This is a genomic window from Pseudoalteromonas sp. CNAT2-18.1 (genome assembly GCF_022347865.1).
GTDB lineage: Bacteria > Pseudomonadota > Gammaproteobacteria > Enterobacterales > Alteromonadaceae > Pseudoalteromonas > Pseudoalteromonas ruthenica.
In genome coordinates this window covers 1-17,987 of the sequence record NZ_JAKRFR010000003.1, presented here as the reverse complement: position 1 = coordinate 17,987, position 17,987 = coordinate 1, and the positions used below count along the sequence as shown (strand labels likewise).

The 17,987-nt window shown below is 47.6% G+C and carries 15 protein-coding genes and 1 rRNA gene; 12 read left to right on the top strand and 4 right to left on the bottom strand.

Going from position 1 to position 17,987, the window contains the following annotated elements; genetic code table 11:
- From ribBA to MHM94_RS06935, 6 genes are all read left to right on the top strand, one after another.
- The gene (gene ribBA, locus MHM94_RS06960; RefSeq protein ID WP_138509829.1) at window positions 1-1,107 is read left to right on the top strand and encodes a bifunctional 3,4-dihydroxy-2-butanone-4-phosphate synthase/GTP cyclohydrolase II; all 1,107 of its coding nucleotides are present in this window, start codon (window positions 1-3) and stop codon (window positions 1,105-1,107) included.
- A 99-nt stretch (window positions 1,108-1,206) separates the two neighbouring features.
- The gene (gene ribE, locus MHM94_RS06955) at window positions 1,207-1,671 is read left to right on the top strand and encodes a 6,7-dimethyl-8-ribityllumazine synthase (protein ID WP_022943553.1); all 465 of its coding nucleotides are present in this window, start codon (window positions 1,207-1,209) and stop codon (window positions 1,669-1,671) included.
- A gap of 9 nt (window positions 1,672-1,680) precedes the next feature.
- Entirely contained in the window at window positions 1,681-2,094 is a 414-nt protein-coding gene (gene nusB, locus MHM94_RS06950) for a transcription antitermination factor NusB (RefSeq protein ID WP_022943552.1), read from the top strand.
- A 44-nt stretch (window positions 2,095-2,138) separates the two neighbouring features.
- Complete coding sequence (gene thiL, locus MHM94_RS06945) at window positions 2,139-3,113, top strand: thiamine-phosphate kinase (protein ID WP_022943551.1); 975 nt, start codon at window positions 2,139-2,141, stop codon at window positions 3,111-3,113.
- Complete coding sequence (locus MHM94_RS06940) at window positions 3,110-3,598, top strand: phosphatidylglycerophosphatase A (protein ID WP_022943550.1); 489 nt, start codon at window positions 3,110-3,112, stop codon at window positions 3,596-3,598. The genes thiL and MHM94_RS06940 overlap by 4 nt, the downstream gene beginning before the upstream one ends.
- Window positions 3,599-3,649: 51 nt before the next feature.
- Complete coding sequence (locus MHM94_RS06935) at window positions 3,650-6,721, top strand: diguanylate cyclase (RefSeq protein ID WP_235419442.1); 3,072 nt, start codon at window positions 3,650-3,652, stop codon at window positions 6,719-6,721.
- Between the two features lie 69 nt (window positions 6,722-6,790).
- On the opposite strand, the gene dxs is transcribed toward MHM94_RS06935, so the two are convergent.
- The 3 genes from dxs to MHM94_RS06920 form a co-directional block, all read right to left on the bottom strand.
- Window positions 6,791-8,653, bottom strand: coding sequence for a 1-deoxy-D-xylulose-5-phosphate synthase (gene dxs / locus MHM94_RS06930; protein ID WP_022943548.1), 1,863 nt, complete (start codon window positions 8,651-8,653; stop codon window positions 6,791-6,793).
- Between the two features lie 68 nt (window positions 8,654-8,721).
- Entirely contained in the window at window positions 8,722-9,609 is an 888-nt protein-coding gene (gene ispA, locus MHM94_RS06925) for a (2E,6E)-farnesyl diphosphate synthase (RefSeq protein WP_045980528.1), read from the bottom strand.
- Window positions 9,610-9,617: 8 nt separating this feature from the next.
- On the bottom strand, window positions 9,618-9,857 hold the full coding sequence (locus tag MHM94_RS06920; RefSeq protein ID WP_022943546.1) for an exodeoxyribonuclease VII small subunit: 240 nt from the start codon (window positions 9,855-9,857) through the stop codon (window positions 9,618-9,620).
- Between the two features lie 263 nt (window positions 9,858-10,120).
- Between MHM94_RS06920 and pomA the strand changes: the two genes are divergently transcribed.
- The 4 genes from pomA (at window position 10,121) to MHM94_RS06900 (ending at window position 14,474) form a co-directional block, all read left to right on the top strand.
- The gene (gene pomA, locus MHM94_RS06915; RefSeq protein ID WP_022943545.1) at window positions 10,121-10,882 is read left to right on the top strand and encodes a flagellar motor protein PomA; all 762 of its coding nucleotides are present in this window, start codon (window positions 10,121-10,123) and stop codon (window positions 10,880-10,882) included.
- Between the two features lie 2 nt (window positions 10,883-10,884).
- Window positions 10,885-11,811 (top strand): flagellar motor protein MotB, encoded by a 927-nt coding sequence (locus MHM94_RS06910; protein WP_026110915.1) that lies wholly within the window; start codon window positions 10,885-10,887, stop codon window positions 11,809-11,811.
- A gap of 178 nt (window positions 11,812-11,989) precedes the next feature.
- A complete protein-coding gene (locus MHM94_RS06905; protein WP_045980529.1) occupies window positions 11,990-12,487 on the top strand; it encodes a hypothetical protein in 498 nt (165 codons plus the stop codon).
- Between the two features lie 52 nt (window positions 12,488-12,539).
- A complete protein-coding gene (locus tag MHM94_RS06900; protein ID WP_235419427.1) occupies window positions 12,540-14,474 on the top strand; it encodes a DNA topoisomerase III in 1,935 nt (644 codons plus the stop codon).
- On the opposite strand, the gene MHM94_RS06895 is transcribed toward MHM94_RS06900, so the two are convergent.
- Window positions 14,471-15,790: an amidohydrolase gene (locus MHM94_RS06895; RefSeq protein ID WP_235419428.1), complete on the bottom strand. Its 1,320-nt coding sequence runs from the start codon at window positions 15,788-15,790 to the stop codon at window positions 14,471-14,473. The two genes, MHM94_RS06900 and MHM94_RS06895, sit on opposite strands and share 4 nt — an antisense overlap.
- A 76-nt stretch (window positions 15,791-15,866) precedes the next feature.
- On the opposite strand from MHM94_RS06895, the gene MHM94_RS06890 reads away from it, so the two are divergent.
- Together MHM94_RS06890 and MHM94_RS06885 are read left to right on the top strand one after the other, a co-directional pair.
- A complete protein-coding gene (locus MHM94_RS06890) occupies window positions 15,867-16,724 on the top strand; it encodes a tetratricopeptide repeat protein (RefSeq protein WP_235419429.1) in 858 nt (285 codons plus the stop codon).
- Window positions 16,725-17,390: 666 nt separating this feature from the next.
- Window positions 17,391-17,987, top strand: a 16S ribosomal RNA gene (locus MHM94_RS06885); the annotation flags it as partial.

The window sequence follows — 17,987 nt, the reverse complement described above, 5'->3', positions numbered from 1 at the left end:
ATGAGTTTAAACACCGCAGCGGAGATCATCGACGACATTAAAAATGGCAAGATGGTTATCCTCATGGATGATGAAGATCGTGAAAACGAAGGCGATCTCATTATCGCCGCCGAACACATCAGCGCCGATGCCATTAATTTCATGGCCACCTATGGCCGAGGCCTTATTTGCTTGACGCTTACCCAGGCGCGTTGTGAACAATTAGCACTGCCTTTAATGGTCAGTAATAATGGCGCGCAATTCTCAACCAACTTTACCTTATCCATTGAAGCGGCAAAAGGGGTGACCACCGGTATTTCGGCCGCAGATCGTGCCCGCACGGTACAAGCCGCTGTTGCCAAAGGAGCAGTGCCAGAAGACATCGTCCAGCCGGGGCATATTTTCCCCATTATGGCACAGCCTGGCGGCGTACTGACACGTGCAGGGCATACTGAGGCTGGCTGCGATTTAGCACGCCTTGCGGGCCTTGAGCCGTCCTCGGTTATCGTCGAAATCCTGAACCCCGATGGCACCATGGCGCGTCGTCCGCAACTCGAAGTCTTTGCTAAAGAGCATGGCATAAAAATGGGCACTATTGCCGATTTAATCGAGTACCGTAATCTTAACGAAACCACCATCGAGCAAGTGGCGAAGTGTAAACTACCAACACAGTACGGTGAGTTTGATCTAGTTACCTACAAAGACACCATCGATGGTCAGCTGCACTATGCGATGATCAAAGGTGATATCAGCGACCCAACCTTAGTGCGGGTGCATTTACAAAGCACCTTTAACGATATTTTACTTTCCGATCGAGGCGCGGACCGCAGTTGGACATTGTCTAACGCCATGGCCTATATCGCTGAACATGATGGTGTGTTGGTTATCCTTGGTAAGCAAGAGCGCAGTGAAGATATCGAAGCTATGGTTAAGGCCTTTGCTTTGGAAGATGCTGGCGAAAGTGCCAACCACCGTAAAATCCAGGGAACATCGCGCACCGTGGGCATCGGCTCGCAAATCTTAGCGGATTTAGGCATCACCAAAATGCGCTTAATGAGCATGCCGAAGAAGTATCATGCGCTGTCAGGTTTCCACCTTGAGGTGGTTGACTACGTACAGCCAGAATAAGCAGCTATTTTTTTTCAATTATGCTATGATGCGCGGCAATTTTGCGATATCCGCATTTCGCCGGCATCACGCCTTGGCAGAATCAATTAAGGTTTACAGATGAAAATTATTGAAGGTAACAAGTTTGCACCGGGCAAAAAATTTGCCATCGTGATTTCGCGTTTTAACGACTACATTGGTCGCAGTTTATTGGACGGCGCAGTCGATGAGCTAAAGCGTACAGGTAACGTCAGCGATGATGATATTACCGTGGTGTATGTGCCGGGTGCGGTTGAGTTACCTCTTGCTGCCAAGCGCATTGCCGCCAAAGGTGAGTTCGATGCTATCATCGCCTTGGGCGTGATTATTCGTGGCGGCACTCCGCACTTTGATTTAGTTGCCGGTGAGTCGAATAAAGGCTTGGCGCAGGTATCGCTTGAGTATGATGTACCGGTTGCTTTTGGCGTATTAACGACTGAAAGCATAGAGCAGGCCATTGAGCGTGCCGGTACAAAAATGGGTAACAAAGGCGGCGAAGCTGCATTAGGTGCCCTAGAAATGGTTAATGTTTTAGACAAAATTTAAGGGTTCACAGTGAAACCAGCAGCGAGACGCAAAGCGCGCATATTGGCCTTACAGGCCGTTTACTCTTGGCAAATGAGCGGTAACGCTATTGCTGATATCGAACAAAACATGTTAATCGAGAATGACGTGACTAAGGTCGATGTAGAGTATTTTAAAGACCTAGCGCGCGGTGTTGCCGTTAACTCAAAACAACTAGACGAAGTCTTAGCTCCGCATTTGACGCGTCCGTACGAAGAAATTGATATGGTAGAAAAAGCCATTTTACGACTTTGTGCGTATGAGCTTAAATTCCGAGATGACGTGCCATACAAAGTGGCCATCAATGAAGGCATTGAGCTGGCGAAAATGTTTGGTGCCGATGACAGTCATAAATTCGTTAATGGTGTGCTTGATAAAGCCATTAAGCAGCTACGTAATAGCTAAGCACCTTTAACAAGGAGAGCCGGCTGAGGCCGGCTTTTTTGTGTATGCAAGAATTTGAATTAATAAACCGATACTTTAAAGGCCGAGGGATCACACGCCGGGATGTGAATCTTGGCATAGGTGATGACTGCGCCTTGGTGAGTATTCCGGAAAACAGCCAATTAGCCATTACCACTGACACCATGGTGGCTGGTGTGCACTTTTTTGAAGATATGTCACCGCGCGCTTTGGGGCACCGGGCTATCGCCGTTAACCTCAGTGACCTTGCTGCAATGGGCGCCGAGCCTGCGTGGGTTTCTGTGGCGCTTACCTTACCGAAAGCCGAAGTAGAATGGTTAGAAGAGTTCACCGCAGGCATGCATGAAATAGCAGAATATTTCAACGTGCAAATCATTGGTGGTGATACTACGCAAGGCCCACTTACTGTTACCGTATGTGCCAAAGGCACGGTGCCTACCGGCAAAGCGTTAACACGCGGCGGTGCTAAACCCGGCGATTGGATTTATGTTACCGGACCGTTGGGTGATGCGGGCCTGGCTATCGAAGCGCGCAAACAACACTTAGATATTGCCCCTGAATGGCTGAAGAAGCTGACCACTAAATTGGAGTATCCGACGCCCCGGGTGGCAGCAGGACAGGTCTTACGTGGCTACGCCAGCTCTGCCATTGATATCTCCGATGGGCTCTTGGCTGATTTACAACATATTTTAGATATGTCTTTGGTCAGTGCCACCATTCATGCCGATAAAATTCCAACGTCAGAAGCCTTTCGTCAGAGCATTGAAGGCGAGGCGAAATGGCCTTATGTGCTTGGCTATGGCGATGACTACGAGTTGCTTTACACGGTACCCGAGAACCACAAAGCGATGCTGGACAATCGTTTGAGTCAGTATGGCATCGAGGCTGTGTGCATTGGCCAAATTCGTGGTGGCGAGGGGAAGGTCGAGGTACTTAACGGTGAAGATAAACTCGATGTCGCCCAAGTGGGCTTTGAACATTTTATACAGGGTGACGCGTGATCACTACAAGCTTATTTAATCTACGTCGTGGTCATCAGTTTTTAGGCCTAGGTTTTGGCTTAGGTTTAAGTCCCAAAGCCCCAGGTACCGTGGGTACCTTTGCGGCAATTCCTTTTATTTTTATGACCTGGGGTATGCCACTGTGGGTGCAGGCAGCAATGGCGCTCATGCTATGCACTGTGGGTGTGTGGGCCTGTGGTAAAACCGCAGATGACTTGGGTGTGCATGACCATCCGGCTATTGTTTGGGACGAAGTGGCAGGGTTTTATATTACCATGATAGGAGCGGCTATTAATTGGCAGACCTTAGTGGTGGGCTTTGCCCTGTTTCGGTTTTTCGATATTGCCAAGCCTGGACCAATCCGTATGCTTGATAAACGTCTGCATGGTGGGCTTGGGATTATGGCAGATGATATTCTCGCCGGCATATGCTCGCTAATTTGCCTCCAAGCGTTAATTAAAGTAGGTTATTTGCCAGGAATATAAGATTTGAGTCTGGGTGTGACATTGCAGCGGTTTTTTCAGTCACTAGTATTGGTGTGGGCAGTTTTTGCTTCGCACTTGGCGTCGGCATCAATCACGGATTATGTGGTTAAGCAATGGAATACCCGAAATGGTCTGCCTTCACAATCTCTCAAAAGTGTCACCCAAGATAACAAGGGCTATATTTGGGTAGGCACTCAATTTGGTTTAAGTCGCTTTGATGGCGATCACTTCACTAACTTTACGCAGCAAAATAGCAACTTCCTCAATAGTAATGCAATTAATAAGTTATTGATTGATAAAGAAGGATTATTGTGGATAGGCACCAAGCGCGGCATTTCCGTGCTTGACCCTGACTCAATGAACTACTTTGAGTTTGGTATTGGCGGCCCGGTGCGCGATATATTGCAAGATGATAAAGGCAATATTTGGGTGGCAGCCAACGAACTGTTTTATATCGAGCGTAATCAGGTCGCTTTTCATTTGCCTGAGAGTGAGCGTCGACGCAGCGGCCGTATTCAGGGACGCTTGACTGCCATCAACCAAATTTCGGTCAGTAAAATGGCACTGGCACCGCAAGGCGTGTGGTTAGTCAGTGAAAACTACTTACTGCGCTTAACCAACATGTCGTCGTCGTCATCGCGCTTGCGTTTAAAAATAACTGCGCGGGTGACCCTGCCTGATCGTTTAGCACAAACCATTATCCACGACTTAGCCTGGCTAGAAGGCACTCTGTACCTGGCCTCTGAATTAGGAGCTTACTTTTTAGACATAGATGATGAGCTACGGCCATTTACTTTACCCAACGCCAGTAATGCGGCGGTGTATAAGTTTATGAGTGACTCCGATGGCGCATTGTGGATCTCAACCTATGGGCGATTACTGTATCGCGACAATTCTAAAGAGTGGCAATGGGTTGAGCCGGCAGCACTGGATCAAAGCATCTGGTTTTCCGATATTTACCGCGATGAACAAAACAATATTTGGCTGGCGAGCTTCAGCGAGGGCCTTTGGCTTGCCCATGCGGGCCGGGTTGAGCGCCATAATGCACTCTCGAGTATGACCGAAGCGGTGATGGCCATTACCTTATCACCGAGTGGTCAGCTATGGGTGGCTAATCGCAGTGGTGTTGGTTATTTCGATCAAGATAATAATTTTATTAATCGCGTGCCTCGGGCTAAATTACGCCGCAGTGCGGTGCATGATTTGCATTTTGTTGGTGAGCGGTTGTATATCGCCACGGATCGCGGTGTGTTGTACTTCGAAGATGAGCAGCTATATAACATCGATGCGCGAGAATTACGGCAAAACCCGGTGTTTGCTATCAGTGAGTCAAGTGCTGGCGGACTGTGGTTTGGTACTGGCCGGGGTATGTATCGCATGGGATATCGAGGCTTAACACCCTTTACCTACAATGCTGTACTCGATAGTAAGTTTATTACTTACGTGCTGGATAAAGGCAAATATGGCTTAATTGGTACCAGCCAAGGCGGTTACTTATTCTCAGATAAAGGCATTGAGCGCATCGGCGACTCTACAGCGCTGGAAAGCGCTTATGTCACCAGTATTTTAGAAATTGATGATGTTGGGACGTTAGTTGGTTCGTTAAATGACGGCTTATTCTATCGCAGTACCCAAGGGCGCTGGCACCAGCTTGATGTATCCAATGGCTTACCCTATGGCTCCATTTTTAGCCTGCATCATGATAAAGCCCTGCAGCGGGTGTGGGTCAGCACCATGAAAGGCGTCTACCGCATGCCGGTGGAGCAATTCTCGGATGAAATTGGAAACTTACAAGTAGAGCAGGTGATTTCCTCGTATGATCGCCAGCTCGATGGTAAAGCCAGTCAATGTTGTGCTGGTTTAGGCCATGACGCGGTGGCTGACAGTGGTGACTCTATTTGGTATCCGAGTTTGCAAGGGGTGGTGGAAATCCCTAAAAATGTGCAGCTCTTTGGCCAAGACCAATTAGCGCCCCAAGTGGAGAGTATTGCCACCCCCAGACGTACTTTATATACCGGTGGCTTGGGTGTTAACCCTGAGCTCGATACCGATGAGCGCGACTTAACGATTAATTATACAGCGATTGATTTTTACGCCCCGGCTGAGGTGGAGTTTCGTTACCAATTAAGTGGCTTGGATACCGACTGGCGCTATGCTAAAAATCGTCGTGAAGCCATTTATACTAACTTACCTCCTGGCCCATTTACTTTTAAGCTTGAAGCCAAGCGCACCAGTGACAGTTGGGAAGAAGCCACAAGCACACACTATGCGTTTCAGGTACCGAAACGCTTCGATGAAACGGTGTATTTCCGGTTGCTGATTGTTTCCGGGTTATTTTTTATTATCTATTTATTGCTGTGGGTGTTTAGAGCCCAGGAACGCCGCAAGCAAGCAGCCTTGGAGAGTTTGGTGGAAGAGCGCACTATGGAGCTGCGTGATGCCAATGATAAGCTTAACCAGGTGAACTCTCAGCTGAAGTTAGTGAGTCACTCTGACGAGCTGACAGGACTGCGTAGCCGACGTTTCTTATTCGATCAGCTGCCTAAAGATATTGAACATTACCAGCGTAATTCGTCTTCATTACAAGAGCAGGGCAGGGCTTTAGTACTGTTGATAGTGAATATCGACAAATTCTCACGTATTAATGATGCCTACGGACCGCTGAGCGGCGATAGTTGCTTACAACAAATGGCGACTCTATTGAATTCCTGCACGCAGGGCTCTGACTATGTGGCCCGTTGGAGCGGCGATGAGTTCTTGTTGTTGCTGCGCGATTTCGAGCTTGATCAGGTCAATCAGTTTGCGCGTCAGTTATGCAAATCCATCGCAGAGAAAAGTTTTCAACTACCCAATGGTAAAAAGATTAATCTTAGCGCATCGCTGGGCTGGTCTTGTTATCCGATGCCCTTGCTCGGCGGCCAAGTGATCGGCTGGGAAACATCGGTGAACTTAGCGGATATCGCCCTTCATCAGGTGAAAAAGCGCGGCGGCGATGGCTGTGCGCATATTGAGTTTGATGATCAGTTGGATGCCTTTGAGTTTGAGCAAAGTGAAAACTTAGATGCGCAAATAGCCACCTTACAAAGCACCGGCTTAGCCGACATTAAAATTTGGATGCGTTAAGAAAGTGAATAAATAAAAAAGGAGCCTTTGGCTCCTTTTTTATTACCGAATATCCAACTCGCTAGCTTGTTAATCTAACCACGTACTTATCTGGCGAGTGATACCGTCGCCGTCAAGGCCAAGCTCAGCATGCATTTCTTGCTGCGTACCATGCTTAATAAATACATCCGGTAGGCCAAGGTGCAAAACTGGCTTAAGCTGCTTGCTTTGCGCTAAGTACTCGCTTACTGCTGAGCCTGCACCACCGGCGATAACATTATCCTCCAAGGTGACAAGCGCATTATGCTCACTTGCCAACTTATCAATCAGCTGGTGATCGAGAGGTTTCACAAAACGCATATCAACTAGGGTGGCATTGAGCTGCTCTGCTGCTTGTTGGGCATTCTCCAGCAAGGTACCAAACGACAGTATTGCGACTTTTTCGCCGCTCTTAACAACACGTCCCTTGCCAATGGGTAATTGTTGCATTTCGCTATCAAGCTCACCGTCGCCGGCACTGCCACGCGGGTAACGCACAGCGGCGGGTTTATTAAGCTGATGCCCGGTATAGAGCATATTACGGCATTCATTGGCGTTAGCCGGCGCCATAATGACCATATTAGGAATACAGCGTAAATAACTTAAGTCATACGTGCCCTGATGAGTTTCCCCGTCGGCGCCAACCACGCCAGCGCGATCAATGGCAAAGAGCACAGGCAATTCCTGTAGCGCTACATCATGAATAAGTTGATCGTAGGCTCGTTGTAAGAAGGTTGAATAAATTGCTACTACGGGATTTAGGCCTTCACACGCAAACCCTGCACCGAGTGTGACCGCATGCTGCTCTGCAATGGCAACATCAAAATACTGTTGTGGATACTCTTTAGAGAAGCGCACCATGCCCGAGCCTTCGCGCATTGCCGGAGTGATGGCCATCAGTTTGTCATCAACGCTGGCCATATCACACAACCAATCGCCGAACACTTTTGAAAAGGTCGGTGCACCCGGCTTAGATTTGGGTAATTTAGTCACGGTCGGATCAAACTTGGGCACCGCATGGTAACCAATAGGATCGGCTTCGGCAGGCTTATAACCCTTGCCCTTTTGGGTTTTTATATGCAGTAGCTGAGGGCCCTTGAGGTTGCGCATATTGCGCAGGGTGTCGACCAGCATGTTGACATCATGGCCATCGATTGGGCCGATATAATTAAAGCCAAGCTCTTCGAAGAAGGTGCCCGGTATAACCATGCCTTTAAGGTGCTCTTCCATACGGCTAGCCAGTTCTTTCACTGGCGGTAACCCTGATAAGAGCTTTTTGCTGCCCTCACGAATATTGGCGTAAAAGCTACCAGAGAGAATACGCGCAAAATGATTATTTAACGCGCCGACATTTTCTGAAATAGACATCTCGTTGTCATTTAAAATGACTAACATGTCGGAATTAATATCGCCAGCGTGGTTCATCGCCTCAAAGGCCATGCCCGCAGTGATAGCACCATCGCCGATGACGGCAACTGTTTTACGGCCTTGGCCTTCTTTTTGTGCAGCAATAGCCATACCTAGCGCGGCGGAGATGGAGGTACTCGAATGACCGACACTAAAGGTGTCGTACTCGCTCTCACCGCGATAAGGGAACGGATGTAATCCATCTTTTTGGCGAATAGTGTGCATTTGCTCACGGCGGCCGGTGATCAGTTTGTGCGGATAGGCTTGGTGGCCTACATCCCAAATCAGGCGATCAAACGGGGTGTTATACACATAGTGCAGCGCAACAGTCAGTTCAACCGTGCCGAGCCCGGAGGCAAAGTGACCGCTACTTTGCGATACGGAGTTTAGTAAGTAGTCCCGCAGTTCGTGGCTAAACGCGCCTAACCGCTCTTGCGGTAGCTCGCGAAGTTGTTCAGGCTTGCTGACCTGTTGTAATAAGGGATACTTGCTACTATCCAAATTCATGCGTCGTTTTATCCTTTACTGCGATGGCTGAAGTATATCAAACCAGCCCTTCGCATCAGTAGTCATTTTTAATGATCTCTGGCGATGATATAGCCTGCGAGTTGCTCGAGAACACGGGTGTCATATGGGAGCGGGCACACCGCATCAATAGCTTGTTGATACAAATGCTGCATCTTATCTTTGGCACCATCAAGGCCCATAAGCGCAGGATAAGTAGATTTATTTGCAGCCACATCAGAGCCTTGCGGCTTTCCTAGCGTGGCGGTATCTCCTTCAACATCCAAAATATCATCTTGCACTTGAAAAGCCAGGCCGATGGCACGGCCGTAATCGTCTAATGCAGCACGTGTGCTGTTTTCTACGTTCGGGGAGCACAAATAGCCCAGCTTAATGGCGCAGCTTAGTAATGCCCCGGTTTTTAGACGATGAATATGCTCAAGTTCACTTAAGGAAATCGCTTTATCGGTGGCCGCGATATCGAGCGCTTGGCCGCCTACCATACCCAATAGTCCTGAAGCTTGGCTTAAACTTCGTATCAGTGCTAACTGTTGGCTAGCGCCGATATCAAAATCAGTGCTACTGAGCAGCTCAAAGGCAATGGTTTGCAAGGTATCGCCAGCTAAAATAGCGTGGGCCTCGTCAAATGCGATATGGCAGGTGGGTCGACCGCGCCGTAATTCATCATCGTCCATGGCCGGTAAATCATCATGCACCAGAGAGTAACTATGAATACACTCAATGGCTGCAGCGGCTTTGTGAAGATCGTCTTGATGTGCTGCAAGCATATTACCTACAGCATAGACTAAAAATGGTCGCAAGCGCTTGCCACCATTTTCAATACAGTACTGCGTTGCCGCCAATAACTGAGGCTGTGTTTGTTGCTGTGTTTGAAAATAACGCTGTAGGGTGTGTAGCACATCCTGTTGTGCCTGTGCTAAGGCATGTTTTAAATTCACAGGGGCGACTACTCTTGATCATCCATTGGGGTGAGCTCAGCATTTAGGTCGTTGCTCATTAACATGCTTACTTTCTGCTGGGCGTTATCAAGCTTTTGAGCCGATGCATTTGCCAGACCAATACCGCGTTCAAATTGCTTTAAAGATTGCTCTAAAGACAATTCTCCTTGCTCCATATCAGTTACAATTTGCCCTAATTCATTAATGGCTTCTTCAAAGCTTAGGTTTTCTGGTTTTTTTTGGGCCATGGCCTTGTCACTCACTACACCTAATAAGAGCGCCAATTTTAGGGGGAATCGTGGACTAGGTCAAAGATGGATGCGATTTTCACGGCAAAGCTGTGTAGGCATGCTAGTTTTAATATTGTCGCTTCGCGATTTTAAAAAAATGATTCAAGTAATTCAGCAAGTTGCCGATATCTCAAGAGTAATTATAATAACGTCTGATATTCCCTGGCCATATATAGGGCTTTAGTGGGAAGGCGCTGAATAGAAAAGTGGGTGGAGGACATGTGGATTTAGCAACCATAATAGGTATTCTCGGCGCGATTGGTTTCGTTGTCATGTCTATGGTGCTTGGTGGTGATGTGGGCATGTTCTATAACACTCCTTCGGTGCTAATTGTATTTGGTGGTTCTCTTTTTATTGTGCTTGCTAACTACACCATGGGGCAATTTTTCACCATAGGGAAAGTAGCCGGCAAGGCCTTCATGTTTAAGATTGAATCGCCCGATGAGCTTATTGAGAAGGCTGTAGAGCTGGCAGACTCTGCTCGTAAAGGGGGCTTTTTAGCGCTAGAAGAGGCAGAGATTAACAACAAGTTTATGCGCAAAGGCATTGATATGTTGGTTGATGGCCATGACGCCGATGTGGTTCGTGCTACTTTGCAAAAAGATATTTTGTTAACCACCGCTCGCCATGAGCAAGGCGCTGGCCTGTTTAAGGCCTTGGGTGATATAGCCCCGGCAATGGGTATGATCGGGACCTTGATCGGGTTGGTGGCGATGCTCTCTAACATGGATGACCCCAAAGCGATTGGCCCCGCGATGGCGGTGGCGCTACTAACCACATTGTACGGTGCGTTTCTCGCCAATGTGATAGCAATTCCTATCCAATCCAAGTTAGAACTGCGCAAAGACGAAGAAGAGCTCAATCAACGGCTGATCTTAGACGCTATCTTAGGTATTCAAGACGGACAAAACCCCAAAGTTATTGAAGGCATTCTGAAAAACTATCTGGCAGAGTCCAAGCGCCAAGTTGATACCGAGGAGTAAGTATGTCGGATGAAAAACCCTGCAAATGCCCCCCTCCCGGATTACCGGCTTGGATGGGCACGTTCGCAGACTTGATGTCGCTACTGATGTGCTTCTTTGTATTGCTATTGGCGTTCTCCGAGATGGATGTGCTCAAGTTTAAGCAAATTGCTGGTTCCATGAAGTTTGCTTTTGGTGTGCAAAATAAACTGGAAGTAAAAGACATACCTAAAGGAACCAGTGTCATTGCCATGGAATTTAAACCGGGGCGCCCAGACCCCACGCCCATCGAGACAATTCAACAGCAGACTGTTGAAATGACACAGCAAATGCTGGAGTTCCAAGCTGGGGAAGAAGACTCTGCAGGCGGTCGTAAAGAGCAGCGTGGCGACCAACGCGGCGGGGAGTCTGCCAGTACCGCCGATGAGCAGTCGCAACAGCAAGCCATCGCCGCAGCAGACCAAGAGCGTACCAATGAGCTGGTGAAGAAAATTGCACAACAGCTAGAACAGCAAATTATTGACGGCGCCATAGAACTGGAATCTTTAGGGCAGCAAATAATTATTCGCATTCGTGAAAACGGCTCTTTTCCCTCCGGCAGTGCTTTCTTACAGCCAAAATTTAAGCCTATTATTCAAGATATTGCTGAATTACTAAAAGATGTACCCGGGGAAATCACTGTCTCGGGACACACCGATGACTTCCAAGTCTCTAATGAGCTCTATACCAACAACTGGGACCTGAGTGCGATGCGCGCAGTCGCGGTTGCCAGTGAAATGCAAAAGGTTGATGACTTTGATAAAAGTAGAATGGTCGTGGTGGGGCGCGCAGACACGCGGCCGTTAGTGCCCAATGAAACTGATGAAGATCGTAAGCGTAATCGCCGCGTCGAAATTTCAATCATGCAGGGTAAAGCAAAAGAATCTGACCCCATTGAAGTTGTGCAGTAACTATTGGCTTTGTGCCAAAAATACGGTAATTTAGCAACTGAATTAAAGCTGAATAGACAGGGAGCACAGGATGTTGGATTTGCATAAGTTTGCCAGTATACCCGGAAATGGTAGCGGCACTGATGATAAAAGCGGAGACGATAACAAAGACACCGAACAGTCGTTAGGCTAAGTACTTATGCCTAGTTGGCTAGAGGAAACGTTAATCTTTCTAAACAATAGTTGGGCAGCATTTTTGCTGCCCGCTATTGTTTTCTATGTCCTTACTCGTGAGTACAAGGCCTTGCGGTTTGTCCTTCTAACCGCCGCTTTCTTTCTTTACGGAACACTGATACACGATTTTTTGCTCGATTGGGATAAAGACATGATCTGGCGTTATGTCATATGGGCAAGCAACGATATTACCTGGATGGCGATTATTGCTTACTGGGGCATTCGTGGCAAAGTGCATATGTGGCAAAGCATTGCTGGTCAGCTTATTGTCGTTGCCGCGCCTTTTTTACAGCTTTGGCGTGTCGCTGATCGCCATTTATGGGATCTAACATTTAATAGCTCGTACCTTTACAAAACCCTAATACCAATCATAAACAGCGTCACTTTAATATTGTGCTATTTACCGATACTGTTTTGGTTGCAGGCAAGAAGAAACAAAACAGCCGCGCGCACTCTTTCCTAGCTCGTAATTATACTCTACACTGTAATAACTGTATAAATAGCCAGTTGTTGTCATGAAGCTTTATATTGCCGAAAAACCCTCTCTTGGCCGTGCCATAGCCGCAGCCTTGCCCAAACCTCAGCAAAAAAAAGAAGGCTATATAGAGGTCGGCAATGGCGATTGTGTCACCTGGTGTATCGGTCACTTGCTTGAGCAGGCTGAGCCCGATGACTACGACCCCGCTTTTAAAAAGTGGCAATTAGCGCACTTGCCTATTGTTCCGAAGCAGTGGCAGCTAAAAGCGAAAAGCAAAACTCGTAAACAACTCACTTTAGTTAAGAAGCTGATAAAACAAGCTCACACCTTAGTGCATGCCGGCGACCCCGATAGAGAAGGGCAGTTGCTGGTTGATGAAGTGATTAATCAGGTATCTTTGTCGCAACATAAAAAGCAAGCGGTTGAGCGTTTACTGATCAGTGATTTGAACTTGCCTGCAGTGAAAAAAGCCCTGAACCAGCTGCAGCCCAATACCCGGTTTGTGCCTTTGAGTATTTCAGCACTCGCCCGCTCGCGCGCCGACTGGTTGTTTGGCATGAACCTAACACGAGCTTATACCTTGGCGGGACAAAAAAGCGGTTATCGAGGGGTGCTCTCAGTGGGAAGGGTACAAACCCCGGTGCTGGGTCTGGTGGTCGCCAGAGATAAAGAAATAGCCGAGTTCGTTAGTAAGCCGTTTTATGAAGTGCACGCGCAAGTGACTACAGCACAAGGCGAATCATTTTGGCTGAAGTGGCAACCAAGCGAAGCGTGTCGGGCCTATCAAGATGAACAGGGCCGAGTATTGCTGCGTAAGCTTGCAGAAAATGTAGTCGGCCGGATTATCGGCCAACCGGCAAGTGTGACCGACTTAAGCAAAGAGCAAAAGCAAGAGCAAGCTCCTCTGCCTTATAACCTATCGGCACTGCAAATAGATGCAGCGAAGCGCTTTTCTCTCTCCGCGAAGGCGGTATTAGATTGTTGTCAAAGCTTGTATGAGAAGCATAAATTAATTACTTACCCGCGCTCAGATAACCGCTATTTGCCTAAGGAGCATTTTGCTGACGCCAGCAATATTATTAACGCAGTGCTTAATAATGGCGTTTTCACCGCCCAGCAGCTCACAGCTGTAGATAGCAATAAAAAGAGCCGTTGCTTTAACGATAGCAAAGTGGCAGCGCACCATGCCATCGTACCTACAGCCAAGCACACCGCAGCGCAGTTGAATGATAATGAGCGCAAAGTGTATGAACTGATCTGTCGCCAATACCTCATTCAATTTATGCCTGCATATCGCTATTACCAAAGTGATGTCGAGGTGACCATAGCCGGAGGCAAGTTTACAACAAAAGCCCGAGAAGACATTGATCTGGGTTTTAAAGAGCTCATGGGCAAAAAGGCGAAGCAAGATGAGCAATGTTTACCACCATTGACCTTAGGGCAATTGCTACAGTGTGATGATGCACGTATTGACGATAAGCAGACCACACCCCCGGCACACTTTAGTGATGCCACTCTATTAAGCGCAATGACATCCATTGGCCGTTACGTCAAGGACACACAACTACGTAAAGTGCTGCGCGATACCGATGGCTTAGGCACTGAGGCAACCAGAGCAAGCATCATCGAATTGCTTTTCTCACGTGGTTTTCTTACTCGTAAAGGAAAATCCATTTGTGCTAGCGAAGCGGGAAGCGCTCTGATCAGTGCGTTGCCCGAGCAATTAGCAACGCCGGATATGACGGCGCACTGGGAAATGGCATTAGCAAAAATTGCCGAGCAAGAGCTCAAATATCAAGACTTCATGCAGCCATTAACCACACAGTTGAGCGACTTGGTCAATCAAGCAAAGAACTGTGATGCTGGTGTATTTAGCAATATTAAAGGGCCCGCCAAGCGAGCCTTGAGAGGTGGTAAACGAAAGCGCGCCCGCAGTTACAAAGCTAAGGGCGCGTCTAAAGCGCAAGCTTAAGGTGTATTGAATAGCTTGAGCGCCGCATGAGTCATCGCTTTGACACCCGTTGGAATGGCCTTTTTATAATCAGGCGCAAACTTACTAGAGTGCAGCGATGGCAGTTGCGCCCCAGATTGTTGAGCGGCGTTATATGTTTCTGGGTTTACTCCGCCGAGCCAAAACAGGGTAATAGGCAAGTTGTCGTCGGTGCGTCCGTACAAGCCAAAATCTTCCCCGGCCATGACTGGCTTGGTTAATTCTACATTATTCTCACCGATAGCGTTTTTAATGGCGTCTGTGACTAAGGTGGTTTGCGTGGGATCGTTATAAGTAGAAGGAATTGATTCTTGTTCATGGACAATGACTTCAGGGTAAAGGGCCTGCTCTAACCCCGCACTAGCAGCAATACCTGCGCTTATGCGTTTAATGGCAGCAATTTGTTGATTACGTACCTGCGGGTTATAGCTGCGTAGCGTGAGTTGCAGAGTCACTTCGTTAGAGATGACATTATGTTTACTGCCGCCATGAATAGACCCGACAGTCACAACGGAAGGTTCTAAAGGTGAGAGCTCACGGCTGGTGATCGTTTGTAGCGCCAACACCAAACGTGAGGCAATGACCACAGGGTCGATGGTGGTGTGCGGGTAGGCACCATGCCCACCTTTACCTTTCACAATGATGTCCACCGAGTCTACACTGGCCATGGTATATTCCGGCTTTAAGGCAACCTTGCCCGCAGGCACACTGGCACTGACATGCAAGGCTAAAACATGATCTGGTTTAGCGAAGCGACTAAACAAGCCCTCATTGAGCATTGCTTTGGCACCCGCGCCGATTTCCTCAGCAGGTTGAGCTACCATCATCAGCGTACCTTGCCATTGATCTTTATGGGCCATGAGGTGTTCAGCAGTGCCAATGAAACTGCTCATATGAATATCGTGACCACAGCCATGCATCACTCCAACTTTGGAGCCATCATCTTTTGTCACCGTCACTTTAGATGCGTAGCTCACATCGGTTTGTTCGACGATTGGCAAACCGTCGGTGTCGGTGCGGATCATAACGGTCGGCCCAGAGCCATTTTTATACAGACCAACGACACCGTAGCCACCCACTTCTTTGGTCACATCAAACCCTAAAGTTTGCAGTTTACTGGCCAGCTTTTCACCGGTTTGCTGTTCGTGTAAAGACAGCTCTGGTGATTGGTGTAAATCAAGATAGAAGGCTTCAAGCTCAGGGAGTCTATCTTTAACATCTATACTGTGTGCTGCTGTTGATGTGCATGCAAGTAGTAAAGCAGCACTGAGAGCGGTGAAAGAAGTAGGCAATTGCATGGGTGATCCTTGCTCTTGTAATTGTTATGTTAGTCACCATATCAAAGCGTAATTATAGTGAGATGGCAACATAAGCATGACGAATCAAATTCAATTGACGGCAGAGAATATCCAGCAAGTATTAGGCGACACTTCGCAAGAAAAGTTGGTGGCGTTGAGCTTTTACTCTGCCCAAAGCCCGGAATGTCAGGAACAGGCCAGTATTTTACAAGGCATAGCGCAGCAATATCAGCAGCATCTTGTCGTGGCAACTTTAGATTGTGACACACAGCAAGCATTGGCGGGTCAATTAGCGCAGCAAATTGGCTTACAAGCGCTGCCTACTTTGGTGTTATTAAAAGAGGGAGCACCCGTCGATATGCTCCCAGGGCCACAAAGCGAGGCGCAAATTAAAGAAGCACTGCAAAAGCACTTACCACAACCACAAGATATGTTGCTGCAACAAGCCAAAGATGCATTGATGGTCCAAAATCATAACGAGGCCTTTAAACTGGCAAAACAGGCGTATGATATAGACAGCAATAATAGTCGTATCAAACTGGTGCTGGCTGATATTTGCATCCAAATACATAAGCTTGATGATGCCAAAGCGTTATTGGAAACCATAGGCTTAGTCGAGCAAGATGCATATTATAACAATATTAAAGCTAAGCTAGAGCTTGCTGAACAAGCGCAAGACTCACCAGAGATCCAAACTTTGCAACAGACCGTTGATAACGAGCCTGAAAACCTTGAGGCAAAAGTAAATTTGGCTGTGGCACTCAATGAAGCGGGTAAAAAAGAAGACGCGTTAGCGACACTGTTTAAAGTGCTTAACAAAGATCTTAATTTTGGCGATGCGAAGAAGTCCTACCTTGATATCATTGCTAGCCTACCTGAGGGCGACGCCCTAGCAGCTCAATACCGCCGTAAACTATATAGTATCTTGTATTAAGAAATGCATACGTTGCAATCGAGATAAAAGAGTGCACGCTAAGTGCACTTTTTTATAAGCCTTACCTTGATCTTTAGTGTAGTTGTTCAATACTTATAGGCCGCCTTAAGGAAAGAGCACAAAAAACAGCCTAATCGATGTTCGTTTACCTTTAGTTTGTTGGTATTTTGAACGTTTGAGCTTGGGTTAACGTTTTTTTGCGGTTTTTAGTAAAAAAGGGGTTGCGTTGATTTTGTTTCTCCCTATAATGCGCTCCCACTGACACGGCAGACAGCAACGGATAACGAGCTAAACGCGGTGTTAGAGAGTCAAATAAAACTTAGTTTAAAGCGAATTAAAAAACTTAAAATTAAGTGTTGACACAAAATCAGGAAAGCGTAGAATGCGCAGCCCTGAACGGGAGCAAAGCTTCCGAGGCGAAAGCCTAAAACGTTCTTTAAAAATATGAAGCAATCATCTGTGTGGGCACTCGTACAGATTGAGTTCTAACAGCCGATTCTAGTTCGCTAGATGACGCAAACAAATTTAGAGTCTCAATTGAACTGAGTGACCAACAGAATAAATTTAATTTATTCAGCACAGTCAATTCGATATCGATAGATATCAAAATCAGTATTCATTGAGCATGATTCTTCGCCTTTCATTAGGTAGAGAATAAAAAACTTTTAATTGAAGAGTTTGATCATGGCTCAGATTGAACGCTGGCGGCAGGCCTAACACATGCAAGTCGAGCGGAAACGAAGAGGTGCTTGCACCTCTGGCGTCGAGCGGCGGACGGGTGAGTAATGCTTGGGAACATGCCTTGAGGTGGGGGACAACCGTTGGAAACGACGGCTAATACCGCATAATCTCTACGGAGCAAAGGGGGCTTCGGCTCTCGCCTTTAGATTGGCCCAAGTGGGATTAGCTAGTTGGTGAGGTAATGGCTCACCAAGGCGACGATCCCTAGCTGGTTTGAGAGGATGATCAGCCACACTGGGACTGAGACACGGCCCAGACTCCTACGGGAGGCAGCAGTGGGGAATATTGCACAATGGGCGCAAGCCTGATGCAGCCATGCCGCGTGTGTGAAGAAGGCCTTCGGGTTGTAAAGCACTTTCAGCAAGGAGGAAAGGGTGTAAGTTAATACCTTACATCTGTGACGTTACTTGCAGAAGAAGCACCGGCTAACTCCGTGCCAGCAGCCGCGGTAATACGGAGGGTGCGAGCGTTAATCGGAATTACTGGGCGTAAAGCGTACGCAGGCGGTTTGTTAAGCGAGAT